12 protein-coding genes are annotated in these 14,817 nt (G+C 73.3%); 5 read left to right on the top strand and 7 right to left on the bottom strand.

Translation table 11 applies throughout. From position 1 onward, the window contains the following. Window positions 1-60: 60 nt before the first annotated feature. Window positions 61-2,889: a [protein-PII] uridylyltransferase gene (locus tag IAI59_RS05715; RefSeq protein ID WP_207419301.1), complete on the top strand. Its 2,829-nt coding sequence runs from the start codon at window positions 61-63 to the stop codon at window positions 2,887-2,889. A gap of 236 nt (window positions 2,890-3,125) precedes the next feature. Here the strand turns inward: IAI59_RS05715 and IAI59_RS05720 are convergent, their stop codons facing one another. Then, window positions 3,126-4,121, bottom strand: coding sequence for a Bug family tripartite tricarboxylate transporter substrate binding protein (locus IAI59_RS05720; protein WP_207419302.1), 996 nt, complete (start codon window positions 4,119-4,121; stop codon window positions 3,126-3,128). A gap of 191 nt (window positions 4,122-4,312) precedes the next feature. On the opposite strand from IAI59_RS05720, the gene IAI59_RS05725 reads away from it, so the two are divergent. Next, the gene (locus IAI59_RS05725) at window positions 4,313-4,735 is read left to right on the top strand and encodes a cupin domain-containing protein (RefSeq protein WP_207419303.1); all 423 of its coding nucleotides are present in this window, start codon (window positions 4,313-4,315) and stop codon (window positions 4,733-4,735) included. Window positions 4,736-4,750: 15 nt separating this feature from the next. Here the strand turns inward: IAI59_RS05725 and IAI59_RS05730 are convergent, their stop codons facing one another. Next, window positions 4,751-5,557 carry a TrmH family RNA methyltransferase gene (locus tag IAI59_RS05730; RefSeq protein ID WP_207419304.1) on the bottom strand — a complete coding sequence of 269 codons (807 nt, stop codon included), beginning with the start codon at window positions 5,555-5,557 and terminating at the stop codon, window positions 4,751-4,753. Window positions 5,558-5,703: 146 nt separating this feature from the next. On the opposite strand from IAI59_RS05730, the gene IAI59_RS05735 reads away from it, so the two are divergent. Then, window positions 5,704-7,191, top strand: coding sequence for an MDR family MFS transporter (locus IAI59_RS05735; RefSeq protein WP_237180952.1), 1,488 nt, complete (start codon window positions 5,704-5,706; stop codon window positions 7,189-7,191). 206 nt (window positions 7,192-7,397) lie between these two features. Here IAI59_RS05735 and IAI59_RS05740 read toward each other — a convergent pair whose 3' ends face one another. Next, a complete protein-coding gene (locus IAI59_RS05740) occupies window positions 7,398-7,817 on the bottom strand; it encodes a DUF3830 family protein (RefSeq protein ID WP_207419305.1) in 420 nt (139 codons plus the stop codon). Window positions 7,818-7,958: 141 nt separating this feature from the next. Between IAI59_RS05740 and IAI59_RS05745 the strand changes: the two genes are divergently transcribed. Then, window positions 7,959-9,251 (top strand): DUF2382 domain-containing protein, encoded by a 1,293-nt coding sequence (locus IAI59_RS05745; RefSeq protein WP_207419306.1) that lies wholly within the window; start codon window positions 7,959-7,961, stop codon window positions 9,249-9,251. A 101-nt stretch (window positions 9,252-9,352) separates the two neighbouring features. On the opposite strand, the gene IAI59_RS05750 is transcribed toward IAI59_RS05745, so the two are convergent. Further along, window positions 9,353-10,153 (bottom strand): ABC transporter ATP-binding protein, encoded by an 801-nt coding sequence (locus IAI59_RS05750; RefSeq protein WP_237181203.1) that lies wholly within the window; start codon window positions 10,151-10,153, stop codon window positions 9,353-9,355. Between the two features lie 11 nt (window positions 10,154-10,164). Further along, window positions 10,165-11,235, bottom strand: coding sequence for a FecCD family ABC transporter permease (locus tag IAI59_RS05755; protein WP_207419307.1), 1,071 nt, complete (start codon window positions 11,233-11,235; stop codon window positions 10,165-10,167). Between the two features lie 145 nt (window positions 11,236-11,380). Between IAI59_RS05755 and IAI59_RS05760 the strand changes: the two genes are divergently transcribed. Beyond that, window positions 11,381-12,211, top strand: coding sequence for a siderophore-interacting protein (locus IAI59_RS05760; protein WP_207419308.1), 831 nt, complete (start codon window positions 11,381-11,383; stop codon window positions 12,209-12,211). A 42-nt stretch (window positions 12,212-12,253) separates the two neighbouring features. On the opposite strand, the gene IAI59_RS05765 is transcribed toward IAI59_RS05760, so the two are convergent. Both IAI59_RS05765 and IAI59_RS05770 read right to left on the bottom strand, forming a co-directional pair. Continuing rightward, window positions 12,254-13,168 (bottom strand): EF-hand domain-containing protein, encoded by a 915-nt coding sequence (locus tag IAI59_RS05765; RefSeq protein ID WP_207419309.1) that lies wholly within the window; start codon window positions 13,166-13,168, stop codon window positions 12,254-12,256. Further along, window positions 13,165-14,751 carry a hypothetical protein gene (locus tag IAI59_RS05770; RefSeq protein ID WP_207419310.1) on the bottom strand — a complete coding sequence of 529 codons (1,587 nt, stop codon included), beginning with the start codon at window positions 14,749-14,751 and terminating at the stop codon, window positions 13,165-13,167. The genes IAI59_RS05765 and IAI59_RS05770 overlap by 4 nt, the downstream gene beginning before the upstream one ends. Between the last annotated feature and the right edge of the window lie 66 nt (window positions 14,752-14,817).

Below are 14,817 nucleotides of genomic sequence, written 5' to 3' on the forward strand. Positions count from 1 at the left end.
GCGGCGGGTTCCGCATCACAGGTGCTGTCGCCGCAGCGCAGCACGGGATAACATGCACGCATGAACAGCAGCGGCGACATGCCCGACGCCATCGCCCCGTTTCCCCAGGCCGCGCCTGGAGCCGCCCCCGGCGCTACCCCTGGCGCCGCCGCCGGGTTGCGGCCCTTGCCGGACCTGGCGCGCGACCTGGTGCCCGCCCCCGGCGCCCCCGTGGCGCGCGATGCGGCCCTGACGCTGCTGCGCCGGCAGCTCGGCCGCATCCAGTCCCGCGTGCAGGAAGCCTTCGAGGCGCATGCCCTGTCCGGCCTCGCCGCCGCGCGCGCGCTGGGCGAGCTGACGGACGGGCTGATCTCGGCCATCCACGCCTATACCATCGCCGAGGTGTCGCCCGGGGCGGACGGCACCGCGCCCGGCGAGCCCTCCTTCGCGCTGGCCGCCACCGGTGGCTACGGCCGCGGCGTGCTGGGGCCGTTCTCCGACATCGACCTCTTGTTCCTGTCCGAGGCGCCGCTCGGCCCGCGCGGGCGGCGGGCGGTGGAGTTCATGCTCTACCTGCTGTGGGACCTCGGCCTGAAGGTCGGCCACGCCACCCGCTCCATCCATGAATGCCTGGAAGACGCGCGGGCGGACGCCACCATCCAGACCGCGCTGCTGGACGGCCGCTTTATCGCCGGCGAGCGGGACGTCTTCACCCGCTTCGAGGCCGCCTTCGGCGCCGCCCGGGCGGACTGGGGCGTCGGCCAGTTCCTGCTGGCCAAGCGGGTGGAGCGCACCAAGCGCCACAAGCGCTACGGCGACAGCCCCTACCTGGTGGAGCCGCACATCAAGGAAGGCCGCGGCGGGCTGCGCGACATCCAGACCATGTACTGGCTGGCGCGCTACGCCTTTGGCGTGCAGCGCATGCCCGAGCTGGTGGGGCCCGACGCCCCCGGCGGCGGACTGCTGACGGAACGCGAGGCCCGCGCCTTCAAGCGCGCCTGGGACTTCCTGTGGACCGTGCGCTTCCACCTGCACTACGTCACCGGCCGTGCCGAGGAGCGCCTGACCTTCGACCTGCAGCCCGTGGTGGGCGCCCGCATGGGCTACACCCGCCACGGCAAGCAGGACGGGGTGGAGCGCTTCATGAAGCACCTGTTCCTGACGGCGCGGGACGTGGTGCGGCTGTCGCACCTGCTGGAGCCCGCCATCGAGCGCGCGGCGCTGGGCGCGCCCGCCGTGCAAAAGGCGCCGGAGCCGCAGCTCGCCGCCGCCGGCATCGCCATGGCCGATGGCAAGCTGATCTTCGCGCCCGACAAGGACGTGGCGGCCGACCCCGCCGTGATGCTGCGCCTGGTGCGCGCCGCCCGCACGCGCGGCATGGAGCTGCACCCGCTGGCGCTGCGCGCGCTGATCCGCAACGCCCCCCACGCCCAGGCGCTGCGCGACGACCCGGCGGCGGCCGGGATCTTTCTGGACCTGCTGACGGGCCGTGAATCCGCGCGCTGGATCCGGGTGCTGAACGAGGTCGGCTTTCTGTCGCGCTACATCCCGGACTGGGCCCGCATCGTCGGCCTCATGCAGTTCGACACCTACCACGTCTTCACCGTGGAGGAGCACACGATCGAGGCGATCGCGGTGCTCAACCAGCTCGACCGCAACGAGCTGGAGGAGGCGGTGCCGGTCGCCTCCGAGCTGATCGGCCAGCTGCAGTCCCGCCGCGCGCTCTACGTCGCCACCCTGCTGCACGACATCGCCAAGGGCCGCGGCGGCGACCATTCGGAGCTCGGCGCCCGCGTGGCGCTGGAGGTCTGCCCGCGCCTCGGCCTGAGCACCGAGGAAACGGAAACCGTGTCCTGGCTGGTGCTGAACCACCTGCTGGTCAGCCAGACCGCCTTCAAGCGCGACATCGACGACCCCAAGACCATCCTCGACATCGCCGAGGTGGTGCAGTCGCCCGAGCGGCTGCGCCTGCTGCTGGTGCTGACGGTCGCCGACATGCGCGCCGTCGGCCCCAAGGTGTGGAACGGCTGGAAGGCCACCCTGCTGCGCGAGCTGTACTGGCGCGTGGCGGAGGTGCTGGCCGGCGGCCTGTCGGTGCCCGAGCGCGACGTGCGCGTGGCCCGCGCCAAGCAGTCCGCCGCCGCCATGCTGGAGGACCAGCCGAAGGAGGCGATCGACAGCTTCCTGGCGCTCGGCTACCCCGGCTACTGGCTGTCCTTCGACCCCGAAACGCATGCCCGCCACGCCGCGCTGATCCGCGAGGCCGAGGCCACCGGCGCGCCGCTCACGGTTTCGACCCGCGTGCTGGAAGCCCGCGCGGTGACGGAGGTGACGGTCTATTGCACCGACCACCCCGGGCTGTTTTCGCGCATCGCCGGCGCGCTGGCGGTGGCGGGTGCCTCCATCGTCGATGCGCGCATCCACACCATGACCAACGGCCGGGCGCTGGACACCTTCTGGGTGCAGGACGCCCAGGGCGGCGCCTTTGACGCCGGGCACAAGCTGGCCCGCCTGTCCGTGCTGATCGAGCAGGCCCTGTCCGGCCGCCTGCACCTGGACCAGGAGATCCGCAAGGTGCGGCGCGAGCCCGCGCGGCTGCGCGCCGTGCAGGTGCCGGGCCGCGTGGTGATCGACAACCACGCCAGCAACACCCACACCGTGATCGAGCTGAACGGCCGCGACCGGCCGGGCCTGTTGCACGACATGACGGCCGCGATCAGCGAGCAGGGGCTGCAGATCGCCTCTGCCCATATCACCACCTACGGCGTGCGGGCGGTGGACGTGTTCTACGTCAAGGACGTGTTCGGGCTGAAGATCGAGAACGAGCGCAAGCTGGCGGCGCTGCGCATCGCCCTGCTGGCGGCGCTGGGGCCGCCGGTGGTGGTGGAAGGCACCGTGACCTCGCCCTGATGGCGTCCCCACGGGGCGGGGCTGATCGTCAGGACAGCCGTTCTTTTTTGGAAAAAAGAACCAGAAAACTTTTGTCAGTTGGCGTGTCGGCTGCGGGTCATGCGCGGCGCCGCTGACCCGCAAAGTCTTTTTGCTGCTTTTTCTTCAGAAAAAGAAGATTGCTCCTCGCCCGCTGGAGGAACGCGGTGCCGGGTCGGCAAAGCCGGCCCGGCACGTGTTCGGACAGGCGATGCCGGTCAGTCCAGGCTGGCGCCCGATTCCTCGACCAGGCCCTTCCACAGTTGCTCCTGCGCCAGCAGGTAGGTGCCGAAGGCGGCCGGGCTGGGGTCCACCACGCTGGTGAAGCCGTTGGGCTCCATGCGCGCCCGGAAGTCGTCGCTGTCCACCACGCCCGTGATCGCCTTGTGCAGGGTGGCCAGGCGGTCGGCCGGCACGCCCGCCGGCGCCACCATGCCGTACCAGGACTGCATGTCGATGTTGCTGCCCGGCAGCAGCTCCTTCATGCCCGGCACGTCTTTGAGCTCCGGCGCGTAGGTGACGCGGTCGGCCGAGGCGGCGGCCAGCACGCGCACCAGCCCTTCGCGGACCTGCGGCATGGCCAGCGGGATGACGTCGAACATCATGTCGATGTTGCCGGCCAGCAGGTCCTGCAGCGCGGGCGCGCCGCCGCGGTAAGGAACATGGGTGATGTCGGTGCCCGTCACCTTGCACACCTTGGCCAGCGTCAGGTGGCTGACGGTGCCGGTGCCGGAGGAGCCCATGGTCAGCTTGCCCGGGTCCTTCTTGGCCGCCGCGATGACGTCCTGGAAGGTGCGGTAGGGGCTCTTGGCGTTGACCGTCATGAACACCGTGCCGGTGGTCACGCGGGTGATCGGCGCCAGGTCCTTGATCGGGTCGATCGGCATGGACTTGCGGTACAGGAACTTGTTGGCCGCCAGGATGGAGGCCGAGGCCAGCAGCAGCGTGTGGCCGTCCTTTTCCGACCGCGCGGCCTCGGACGCGCCGAGGTTGCCGCCGGCGCCGCCGCGGTTGTCCACCACCACGGACTGGCCGAGCACGCCCTGCAGCTTCTCGGCGATCAGCCGGCCGGTCAGGTCGACCGAGCCGCCCGGCGCGTAAGGCACGACAATCCGCATGGTGCGGGAGGGGAAGGTCCCCTGGGCACGCGCCACGGCGGGCGCGAACGGGAAGGTGGCTGTGGCGCCCAACAGGGCGCGACGGCGGATCAACATGGTTTTGGGAGCCTCCGGCTGGTTCCGCGCCGGGATGTCGCGCTTTGCCACCGGTGGGACAAGGGCTTTTGTGGCACGGCTGTCATCTGGCCAGGACGCGCCGCCGGGCCGGCCGGTCCCCGCCCGCCCGCGCGCTCATTGACAGGGCGCAATGGTCTCCTAGGCTCCGGACCGGAAGCGGGGAGGCATGGATGCAGGCGGCAGGCGACAACATCGTCCGGATCGGCGAGCTGGAGCTGCGCTTCGTGGCCGGCGCGCCGGGCGTCACGGCCTTTGAGTTCACCGTGCCGTCCCGCGCGCGGGTGCCGGCGCCGCACTTCCACCGGGATGCCGACGAGCTGCTGTATGGCCTCGACGGCGTGCTGACCGTGACGGTGGACGGCACCAGCACCGAGCTGGGCGCGGGCCAGGCGGTGTTCATCCCGCGCGGCCGCGTGCATCACCACACGAACCCGCGGGACGCCACCGCCCGCGCCCTGGTCGTCATCACGCCGGGCACCATCACGCGGCATTATTTCGAGGAGCTGGCGGCGGTGATCAACCAGCCGGGGCGGCCCGACCCCGCCCGGGTGGGCGAGATCATGCTCCGCCACGGGCTGGTCGCGGCCGGCTGACCCGGCGGGCGCCGCTCAGCCCCGCCGCAGCGCGTGCATCAGCACGGCGGCGGCGACCGACACGTTCAGGCTTTCCACCGCGCCCGACCCCGGCAAGGTCACCTGCCGCGCACAGGCGCCGATCGTCGCCGCGTCCAGCCCCACCTCCTCGTTGCCCAGCACCAGCGCCACGGGGCGCGGGTCGGCGGCCAGGATCGCCTCGGGCGGCTCGCCGCCGCGTGCCACGGCGGCGACGGTGAGAAAGCGCGAAGCCAGCGTCCCCAGCGCGTCCGTCAGCACGGGCGCGCGGTACAGCGACAGCGCTTCCAGCCCGCCCTCGCTGGTGCGCCAGGCGGAATCCGACAGCCCCGCTTGGCGCGGGTCGCCCGACAGCAGCATCGCCCCGCAGCCGAAGAACGCGGCCGAGCGGGCGATGGCGCCCAGGTTGTGCGGGTTGCCGATGCCGTCCAGCACCGGCAGCAGCCCCCCCGGCAGGCGGTCCGCCGCCGGCAGCAGCGGCACCGCGCGCGGCGTGGCGATGGCGACCATGCCGCCGTGGTGCGGCGTGCCGGCGATCTTCGCCAGCTCCTCCGCCGGCACCTCGCGGTAGGGGCGCTTGGCGCGGGCGAGCTGCGCGCACAGTGGCCCGGCCTCGGCGCGGCGGCCGGAAAGGTAGAACAGCCGCAGCACCGCCTGCGGGCGGCGGGCGAACAGCGCGGCCACCGCCACCGGGCCGCAGATGCGGTCGGGCTCCGGCGCGCGGGGCGGCCGGGGCGGGGCGGCGGCCTCCAGGGGGCGGGGCGGGGCGGGGGAAACGGCGGGGCGGCGCGGCGGGGCGGTCATCGCGGCTTCCTGCCGCCCTGGCGCGGGCGCGCCAAGCGAAATCCGCCCCGGTGGCGCCGAGACCCGCGTGTGCGACCAGCCAGCCATACCCGCCGGGGTTGCCGCCAGCCGTTCCGCCCCGGCAAGAAACAGCTTAACCAGGGTGCATGCCCCCTGACTCCATCGCCGCCGCCGCCCCGCCCGTTCCGCCCGCCGAGGTCATGCCCCGCGGCCAGCGGCCCTTTGTGCTGGCCGCCGTGATGGCGGGCATGTTCATGATCGCCATCGAGGCGACCATCGTGTCCACCGCCATGCCGCAGATCGCGGCGCGGCTGGGCGACCTGCAGTATTATTCCTGGGTGTTTTCCGCCTTTCTGCTGGCGCAGACGGCCACCACGGTGATCTTCGGCAAGCTGGCCGACCTGTTCGGCCGCCGCCCGGTGCTCCTGGCCGGCATCGGCATCTTTCTGGCGGGCACGGTGCTGTGCGGGCTGGCATGGTCCATGCCGGCGCTGATCGTGTTCCGGCTGATCCAGGGCGTCGGCGCCGGCGCCATCCAGCCGCTGTGCATCACGGTGGTGGGCGACCTGTATTCGGTGCAGGAGCGCGGCCGCATCCAGGGCTGGCTGGCCAGCGTGTGGGGCATCTCCTCTGTTCTGGGGCCGCTGGCGGGCGGGCTGATCATCCAGCACGCGTCCTGGGCCTGGGTGTTCTGGATCAACATCCCCGTGGGCCTCGGCGCCGCGGCGCTGTTTATCGGCTTTCTGCGCGAACCCCCGGCGCATGCCGTGCGCTCGCTGGACGTCGCGGGTGCCGCGCTGTTCGCGGTGGCCGTGGCGGCCCTGATGATCGCGCTGACGGAAGCCGGCAGCGCTGGCCCGGCCGTGACGCTCGGCGCCCTGGCGGTGGCCGTCGTCGCCGCGCTGCTGTTCGTGTGGCAGGAACGCCGGGCGCACGACCCGATGGTCGCCTTCGCGCTGTGGGCCCGCCGGCCGATCGCCACCGCCAATGCCGTGGCGCTGCTCAGCGGCATGACCGTGATCGGCCTGACCACCTTTCTGCCGATGTACGTGCAGGGCGTGCTGGGTCATTCCGCGCTGGTCGCCGGCTTTGCGCTGACCGCCATGGTGCTGGGCTGGCCGATCGGCGCCACGGTGGCGGCGCGCAACGTCACGCGCCTCGGCCTGCGCGGCACCATGCTGGCGGGCGCGGTGCTGCTGCCGCTCGGCGGCATGGTGTTTCTGCTGCTGGGCCAGGGCAGCTCGCCGGTGCTGGCGGGCGCCGGCTCGCTGGTCATGGGGCTCGGCATGGGCTTTGTCAGCAACGCCGGCATTCTGATCATCCAGACCACCGCCGTGCGCGCGGAGCGCGGCGCCGCCACCGCGTCCAACATCTTTTCCCGCAACCTCGGCAGCACGCTGGGCGCCGCGGCGCTGGGCGCGGTGCTGAACCTCAGCCTGGCGCGCGTCGGCGTCGGGCCGGAACAGATCCGCCACCTGCTGGACCAGGGCACCGCCACCGCCGGGGACGCGCTGGTCCGCGGCGCGCTGGACCACGCGCTGCACCTGACCTTCTGGGCGATCCTGGCGATCGCGGTGGCGACGCTGCTTGGCGCGCTGCTGGTGCCGAAGGTGCCGCTGGCGGCGCGGGATTGAAGCAAGGCGGAAGGTCGGGGAAGGAATTCCCCCAGCCCCTGCTTTTTTCTGTCTGTGCTTGGGGGGCGCGCCGGAGGTCCGGCCTGCGCGGCCTTGTCCTGACACCATCCGTCGCGCGGCGCCACGCCGCCAGGGCCACCCGCGCCGGACTCACAAAAAGAAGATGGGGGGCAGGAAAATTCCTTCCCCCGGCCTTCCCCCCACCCTCAGCCCGCGCTGAACGCGATGTCCTTGGCCCCGTCCCACAGCACCGAGCGGCACACCGCCGCCAGCCGGTCCAGGTCCCGCGTGATGCTCATGAAGTGGTTGCCCGCCAGCGGCCCCGCCTTGCTGGCGAAGGACACGCCGCCATAGGCCAGCAGGATCTCGGTTTCCGAGATGTTGGAGATCTGGCCAGGGTGGATGATGATCTGCCCGGGCGCCGGGTGGCGCGTGGCGTTCTCGTAGCCGACCCCGAAGTCGCGCTCGCCCATCGGGATCCAGCAGGCCTCGCCGCTCCAGCGCACGTGGATGATGCGGTCGCGGTAGGGCAGCATGGTGCGGAACTGCGCTACGGTCTGCGGGGCCGCGGCCTCGAAGCTGGCCTCGAAGATCTCGCCGCCAATGTCGATGCGGATGTCGGCCATGCTGGCCTCCTTGCTGGAACGCGCTGTGTCTAGCCGCTGCGGGCGCCGGGCCGCCAGTGCCCGCCCATGGCCCGCCGGCTGGAACGATCCGCCCGGGCTGGCGTTCTGTCCGCATCCCCCATCCTCCATCGTGAGCATCGCATGCCGGCCGAATCGCCCGAGACCGTGCTGCCGCTCGCGGCGGAAACCCTGCGCATCCACAAGCGCCTGCGCGAAACCGGCCGGGTGCGCGTGTCCCTGCAAACCGAGACGGTGGAGGAGGTGGTGCGCCACGCGCTGCACCACCGCGGCGTCGAGCTGCGGCACGTGCCCGTCGGTCGCACGGTCGATGCCGTGCCGGAGATGCGCGAAGAGGACGGGGTGCTGATCATTCCCGTGGTGGAAGAGGTGCTGGTCGTCGAGACGCGGCTGGTGCTGCGCGAGGAGATCCACCTGAGGCTTAACGATACCATTGAAAATACAGAACAAATTCTGCAACGCCGGGTTCAGCGGGCCGTTGTGGACAGGCTAGCTCCGCAACCGTCGGAGCCCGGCCTCCGAGAACCGGCCGCAGGGTCGCGACTCCTTTCAGGGATACCGACCATGAACCGCACCATCACCGGCCTGTTCGACACGCGCGAGGCGGCCGAGGCGGTCGTCGCCCACCTGACCATGCATGACGACGTGCCGCGTGACCGCATCACCCTGCACGCCACCAGGGGCGAGGCCGGCAGCGGCGCCGCCGAGGATGACGGCTTCTGGGCTTCGGTGAAGAACCTGTTCATGCCGGACGAGGACCGCCACGCCTATTCCGAGGGCATGCGCCGCGGCGGCGTGTTGCTGTCCGCCGAGCTGGAAGAGGAGAAGGTGGCCCACGCCATGGACGTCTTCGAGGAGCATGGCGCCGTCGACCTGGATTCGCGCGAGCAGGAGTGGCGCAAGGAAGGCTGGAGCGGCGGCGCCGCCATCGCGCCGACCGCCACCCCGGTGCTGGACGTGGCGCCGACCGCCGGCATGGCGCCCGGCGGCTTCACCGACGCCGCGCCGCGCGCCGCCGTGTCCGACGCCGGCGAGCAGGTGATCCCGGTGGCCGAGGAGCAGCTGCGCGTCGGCAAGCGGGACATGGAAAGCGGCCGCGTGCGCGTGCGCTCCTATGTCACGGAAACGCCGGTGTCCGAGCAGGTTTCGCTGCGCGAGGAGCATGTCAACGTCGAGCGCCGCCCGGTGGACCGCGCCATGACGGATGCCGACGATGCCTTCCGCGACCGCAGCATCGAGGCGGTCGAGCACCGCGAGGAGGCGGTGGTGTCCAAGGAAGCCCGCATCGTCGAGGAAGTGGTGCTGAACAAGGCCAGCACGGAGCGCACCGAAACGGTGAACGACACCGTGCGCAAGCAGAACGTCGAGGTCGAGGACAGCCGCAACGGCGTGGCCGGCAAGCTGCCGGGCGTTTGACCGGCCGGCACCGCCCCTGTTCCGGGGGCGGCGCCTTCCGCCAAAGGGCTTGTCGGGGCCGGAAGGACCAGGGTCCTTCCGGCCCCGACGCGTTTCCGGCGCTAGCTCCGCGGCAGCGCGCGGTCCACCAGCACCACCGGCACGCCCTGCGAGCAGGCTTCCACCCGGCTTTCGACGCCAAAGGATTCCGCCAGCACCGCGGGTGTCACCACCTCCGCCGGGCGGCCGGCGGCCAGCAGGCGGCCATGCGCCAGCACCGCCACCTGGTCGCAAGCGCGGATCGCCAGGTTGATGTCATGGATGGCGACGATGCCGATGGCGCCGGTGGCGCGCACCGCGTCGCGTACCGCTTCCACCACCGAAAGCTGCCAGCGCAGGTCCAGCGCGCTGGTCGGCTCGTCCAGCAGCAACAGCCGGGGGGAGCGCACCATCACCTGCGCCAGCCCCACCATCTGCCGCTGGCCGCCGGACAGCTCGCTCATCCGCCGCAGGGCGAGGTGGCTGATGCCCAGGGCGCCGAAGGCGCGCTCGATGGCGGCCTCGGCCGCCTGCGGGCCCAGGTCGGCGCGCACGGCGCGGCAGGCGGACAGCACCGCCTCATAGGCCACCAGCGGCGAGGGCGGCGGCAGGCTTTGCGGCAGGTAGCCCACCAGGGCGGCCCGCTTGGCGGCCGGCAGCGCGGGCAAGGCGGTGCCGTCCAGCGCGATGGTGCCCCGCGTCTGGCCGAGGCCCGCGATGCCGCGCAGCAGCGTGGACTTGCCGGCGGCGTTCTGCCCCAGCAGCCCCAGCAGCGTGCCGGGTGGCACGGGCGGCAGGTCCAGCGCCTCGATCACGCGGCGGTTGCGATAGCCGGCGCTGACGCCCTGCAGCACGAGTCCCGCCGTCACCGGGCTTGTCGTCACCGGGCTTGCCGTCACTGGCCGCGCCCCCGGCCGAACAGCAGCGCCAGGAACAGCGGCACGCCGACCAGCGAGGTGACGATGCCCACCGGGATGATCAACCCCGGCACCAGCATCTTGGACGCGATGGATGCCAGCGACAGCACCAGCGCGCCGGCCAGCGCGGCGCCCGGCAGAAAGAAGCGGTGGTCCTCGCCCAGGAGCAGCCGCGCCATGTGCGGCCCCACCAGCCCCACAAAGCCGATGGTGCCCACAAAGGCGACGGCCACGGAGGCCAGCAGGCTGGCGCGCAGCATCACCACCAGCCGCAGGCGCGCGGTGTCGATGCCCAGCGATTCCGCCTGCGCCTCGCCGGCGCGCAGCGCGGTCATCTTCCACACCTGCGCCAGCGACAGCGGCAGGCAGCACAGTAGCACCAGCCCGACCACGGCGATCTTTTCCCAGGTGGCGCGCGCCAAGCTGCCCATGCCCCAGAACACGATCTGCTGCAGCGTTTCGGCATCCGCCACGAATTGCAGCAGCGCCACGGCGGCGTTCAGCGCGAACACCAGCGCGATGCCGAACAGCACCACGGTGTCCGTGCCCGTGCCGCGCAGCCGGGCCAGCGCCTGCACCAGCACCGAGGCGCCGGCGGCGAAGGCAAAGGCGCCGAGCGGGATGGCGATGTGCTGCGGCATGCCGAAGGGTGCCAGCCCCAGGACGATGACCAGCGAGGCCCCCAGCGTGGCGGCGGCGGAAACGCCCAGCGTGAAGGGCGAGGCGAGCGGGTTGTTCAGCACCGTCTGCATCTCGGCGCCCGCCAAGCCGAGCGAGGCGCCCACCAGCACCGCCATGATGGCGTAGGGCAGGCGGACGTTCCACAGGATCACCTGGATGGGCCGCGGCAGGCTGGCCGGGTCCAGGATGCCGGACACCACCGTGCCCAGCGACAACTGCGCGGGGCCGGTGGCGATGTCGGCTAGCAGCGCCAGCACCAGCGCCGCCGCCAGCGCACCGAGCAGCAGGAAGCGCCGCCGCACGAAGCCCGCGTAGCCGGCGGCGAGGCCCGGCGGTGCCGCGGACGCCGCGAGCGCCCGCTGGCTCATCGGGCGGCCGGCATGGCAGTGGGGGAAAGGGCGCGACGGGGCATGCGGGGGAACTCCGGGGCGGCTGGCGGCGGCGGGGCGCGTGCCGGGCTAGACCCGCTGAAAACGATTTGCAATATCATCTGCCCCCCGCCGGAGTGCCGCCATGCTTCCCAGCCCCGCCGCGTCCCCCGCCGTATCCCCCGCCGTATCCCCGGGCCATCGCCTGCGCCACGAGCTGCGCTTCCGCCTGCTGCGCGTGCTGCGGGTGGAATCCCCCACCCCCGCGCTGCGCCGCGTAACGCTGGGTGGCCCCGACCTCGCCGGCTTCCGCAGCGACGGGCCGGACGACCACGTGAAGCTGTTCTTTCCCGCCCCCGGGCAGGATGCCCCGGTGCTGCCCACCCCCGGCCCCAACGGCCCGGTCTACCCCGAGGGCGCCCGCCCCACCGCCCGCGACTACACGCCCCGCCGCTTCAGCGACACGGAGCTGGACATCGACTTCGTGCTGCACGGCCACGGCCCCGCCGCCAGCTGGGCCGCCACGGCCGCGCCCGGGCAGCTGCTCGGCGTCGGTGGCCCGCGCGGTTCGTTTGTGCCGCCGCAGGGGTTGGATTGGGTGCTGCTGCTGGGCGACGAAACGGCGCTGCCCGCCATCGCCCGCCGCCTGCGCGAGCTGCCCGCCACCACCCGCGCCATCGTGCTGGCCGAGGTGGCGGATCTGGCGGAGCGCCAGCCCCTGCCGGGCGGCGCCGAGGTGCGCTGGCTGCCCCGCGACGGCCGCCCCGCCGGCGAGGCGGCGGCGCTGCTCGCCGCGCTGGACGGGCTGACCCTGCCGGCGGGCGAGGGCTATGCCTGGGTGGCGGCGGAATCCGCGGTGGCCAAGGCGCTGCGCGCGGCCTTGCTGGAGCGGCACGGCATGGCCAGGGACCGCGTCAAGGCGGCGGGGTACTGGAAGCGCGGGGCGGCGGCGAGCCACGAGACGATCGAGGATTGAAGCGGGGGGGGGCGGGTGGGACCCTGCCGCCCCCGCCGGCCCTCAGCGCTCCAGCAGCAACCCGTCCAGCACCCCGCGCAGCAGCGCCACGCCTTCCTGCAGCCCTTCCAGCCGCAGGGGCCGCCCGGCTTCCGTGCCGGTGGCCCCGCCGAAGCCGGCGCGGTCCTGCGCCAGCTCGGCGGCGGACAGCTTGCCGTCGCCGTCGTAGTCCAGGCTTTCCATGGTCAGCCGCGCCACGGCCACGCCCGCCAGAATGCCGCCGCCGCCGGTGGCCAGCACGGTTTCGGGCGGCGCGTCCTCGGCCGCGGCCAGCAGCCAGGTGGCGCCGCGCACCATGCGGGCGATCTCGGCCACCGACAGCTTGCCGTCGCCCGACACGTCGCCCTGCCGGATGATGCCGGCGGCGCAGGCCTCGGGCGTCGCGCCGCTGCTGCAGGCGGCTTCCAGCCCTTCCAGCGCGGCCAGAAAGCTGATCCCCTCGCCATGCAGCCCGGCCAGGCCCAGCGGCGCGGCCGGGCAGCGGTGCCAGGCACGCAGCGGGGTGTCGCCGGGCAGCCGGTCGTCGCGCAGCTTGGCGTCGGGCTCGGCGGTTTCCAGCGCGGTGGCGGTGCCGCGCAGCATGAAGCGCGGCGCCTCGGCGCCGCGGCCGGTGCCCACCGTCCAGCCCTCGGCCTGCCGCGCCTCGGCGAAGCGCACCAGCCGGGCGGGGCCGTCGGCGGGCAGCCGCACCACGGCGCGGGCAGTCACCTGCAGCGCGGCGGCGGGCGCGGCGCATTCGCCCTGGAACCATGGGCCACGCAGCGGCTCGGGCACGGGGGATAAGGGCACTGGTACGGGGGGCACTGATACGGGGGGCACTGGCGCGGCGGGTGCCTGGGCCAGCGCGGGGCCGGCGGCCAGCAGCGTGGCGGCCAGCAGCGCGGCAGCCGGGGCGGGGAACAGCAGGGCGCGCGTCATGGCAAGGCCACCTCGTTGCCGGCACACAGGTTCAGCGCGGGGCGCACCGCTTCCTGCCCGTCACGGAAGATCGCGAACAGCGTGGCGGTGCAGCCCACCGCCTCGGGCGGCTGGAAGTCCAGCGTTTCGCCGCGCCCCAGCACGGTGGCGCCCAGCCGGTCGGGGCCGCGCGGGGCGCCCGGGGCCTGGACATACAGCTCCACCAGCGGCGTGCTGCCGGTGTTGCGCAGGCGCACACTGCCTTCGCGCGGCGGGCCCACTTGGTCGGGGCCGGGGTTCACGTCCAGCTTGTCGGCCAGCACCCAGCCGGGCCGCAGCACCACGGTGGCGGTGGCGCACACGTCGATGTTGCGCCGCTCCTCGGCGCCACCGGTGCCGAACACCACGCGCAGGTCCATCTGGCAGCCGCCGCGCAGCATGATCTCCTGCCGCGCGCCGCGTTCCAGCGCGGTGCCGCCCAGCTTGTCGTCGCCCCAGTCCGTGTCGTCCACCGAAGAGGCGTAGACCTCCTCTACCGCCGCGGCGTGGCGGTTGACCAGGGTGAAAAGGCGTTCCGGCGCGCGGGGGATGCCGCTGCCGTCGAACAGCGTGCGGCCGGTGGCGGCGCAAAGCTCCACGCCGCGCTTCACCTCCTCCGTGTCGTCCTCGTAGACGGCGCGCAGATCCGCCTGGCAGGCGCGGGCGCGCAGCCGCAGCCGCAGCGTTTCGCCCGCCTCCACGGGGCTGGCGCCGATGCGGTCGGGGCCCCATTGCTCCGGGGTGCGCTCCTGGCCGGCGGGCACGGGCTGGGTGGCGGCGAACAGGCTGCGCATGGTGCGGCCGCTGCCGTTGGCCACCTCCAGCTCGCGCCGCGGCACGGCCGGGTCGCCGAACACCAGCCGGGCGCGGCGGCACAGGTCGGCGCGGCGGCGCTCCTCCACCGAATCGTCCTCGAACACGGCGGTCACGTCATACACGCAGTCCCGCGTGCGGCCGAGCCGCAGGGTGAAGCTGCTGTCGGGCGGCACCAGCTCGGCGCCCAGCCGGTCGGGCCCGCGCTCCGTCGCGCGGCCGCCCGGCGTCGCCGGCGTGGCGTAGAGCTCGCGCAGCGCCAAGTCCGTGACGTTCTCCACCGTCGCCTCGCGCAGCGGCGCGGAGGGGTCGCCAAAGGTGACGCGCGGGTTGCGGCACAGGTCGGCGCCGCGCTTGTCGCGCGTGCTGCCGTCGGCCAGCACGGCGCGCAGGTCGAACAGGCACAGCGACTGGCGGCCGAGCGAAAGGCGCAGGCTGGCGCCGGTGGGCAGGGTGTCCATTCCCAGGCGGTCGGTGGCGCGCTCCACGTTGCCGGCGGGCGCCACGTAGAGCTCGCGCATCGCCAGCCCCAGCTCGTTGACGATGGTCACCACGCGCTCCTGCGGCGCGGCGCGATTTGGCTCGGCCCGGTTCTGTTCGGTGCGGTTCTGTTCGGCGCGTCCCTGCTCCGCCCGGGGCGCCTCGGCCCGCGCCGGCTGCGCCTGCGCGGCGCGCCACGGGGACAGCCAACCCGGCGCCCGGGCGAGCCTGTCCAGGCCCGGCGCCGCCAGCAGCACCAGCACACTCCCCATTGCAACCCAGCCGCGCATCAAGACCCCCACCCCGCAACGCAGCATGGCGGGTGCCCGCGACACGAG

It is taken from the genome of Roseomonas haemaphysalidis, assembly GCF_017355405.1.
Lineage (GTDB): Bacteria > Pseudomonadota > Alphaproteobacteria > Acetobacterales > Acetobacteraceae > Pseudoroseomonas > Pseudoroseomonas haemaphysalidis.

Coding starts and splice junctions, on each gene's coding strand:
- IAI59_RS05755 (WP_207419307.1), bottom strand. CDS start 11,235: ATGAGCCAGCGGGCGCTCGCGGCGTCCGCGGCACCGCCGGGCCTCGCC.
- IAI59_RS05740 (WP_207419305.1), bottom strand. CDS start 7,817: ATGGCCGACATCCGCATCGACATTGGCGGCGAGATCTTCGAGGCCAGC.
- IAI59_RS05760 (WP_207419308.1), top strand. CDS start 11,381: ATGCTTCCCAGCCCCGCCGCGTCCCCCGCCGTATCCCCCGCCGTATCC.
- IAI59_RS05770 (WP_207419310.1), bottom strand. CDS start 14,751: ATGGGGAGTGTGCTGGTGCTGCTGGCGGCGCCGGGCCTGGACAGGCTC.
- IAI59_RS05730 (WP_207419304.1), bottom strand. CDS start 5,557: ATGACCGCCCCGCCGCGCCGCCCCGCCGTTTCCCCCGCCCCGCCCCGC.
- IAI59_RS05735 (WP_237180952.1), top strand. CDS start 5,704: ATGCCCCCTGACTCCATCGCCGCCGCCGCCCCGCCCGTTCCGCCCGCC.
- IAI59_RS05745 (WP_207419306.1), top strand. CDS start 7,959: ATGCCGGCCGAATCGCCCGAGACCGTGCTGCCGCTCGCGGCGGAAACC.
- IAI59_RS05715 (WP_207419301.1), top strand. CDS start 61: ATGAACAGCAGCGGCGACATGCCCGACGCCATCGCCCCGTTTCCCCAG.
- IAI59_RS05720 (WP_207419302.1), bottom strand. CDS start 4,121: ATGTTGATCCGCCGTCGCGCCCTGTTGGGCGCCACAGCCACCTTCCCG.
- IAI59_RS05765 (WP_207419309.1), bottom strand. CDS start 13,168: ATGACGCGCGCCCTGCTGTTCCCCGCCCCGGCTGCCGCGCTGCTGGCC.
- IAI59_RS05725 (WP_207419303.1), top strand. CDS start 4,313: ATGCAGGCGGCAGGCGACAACATCGTCCGGATCGGCGAGCTGGAGCTG.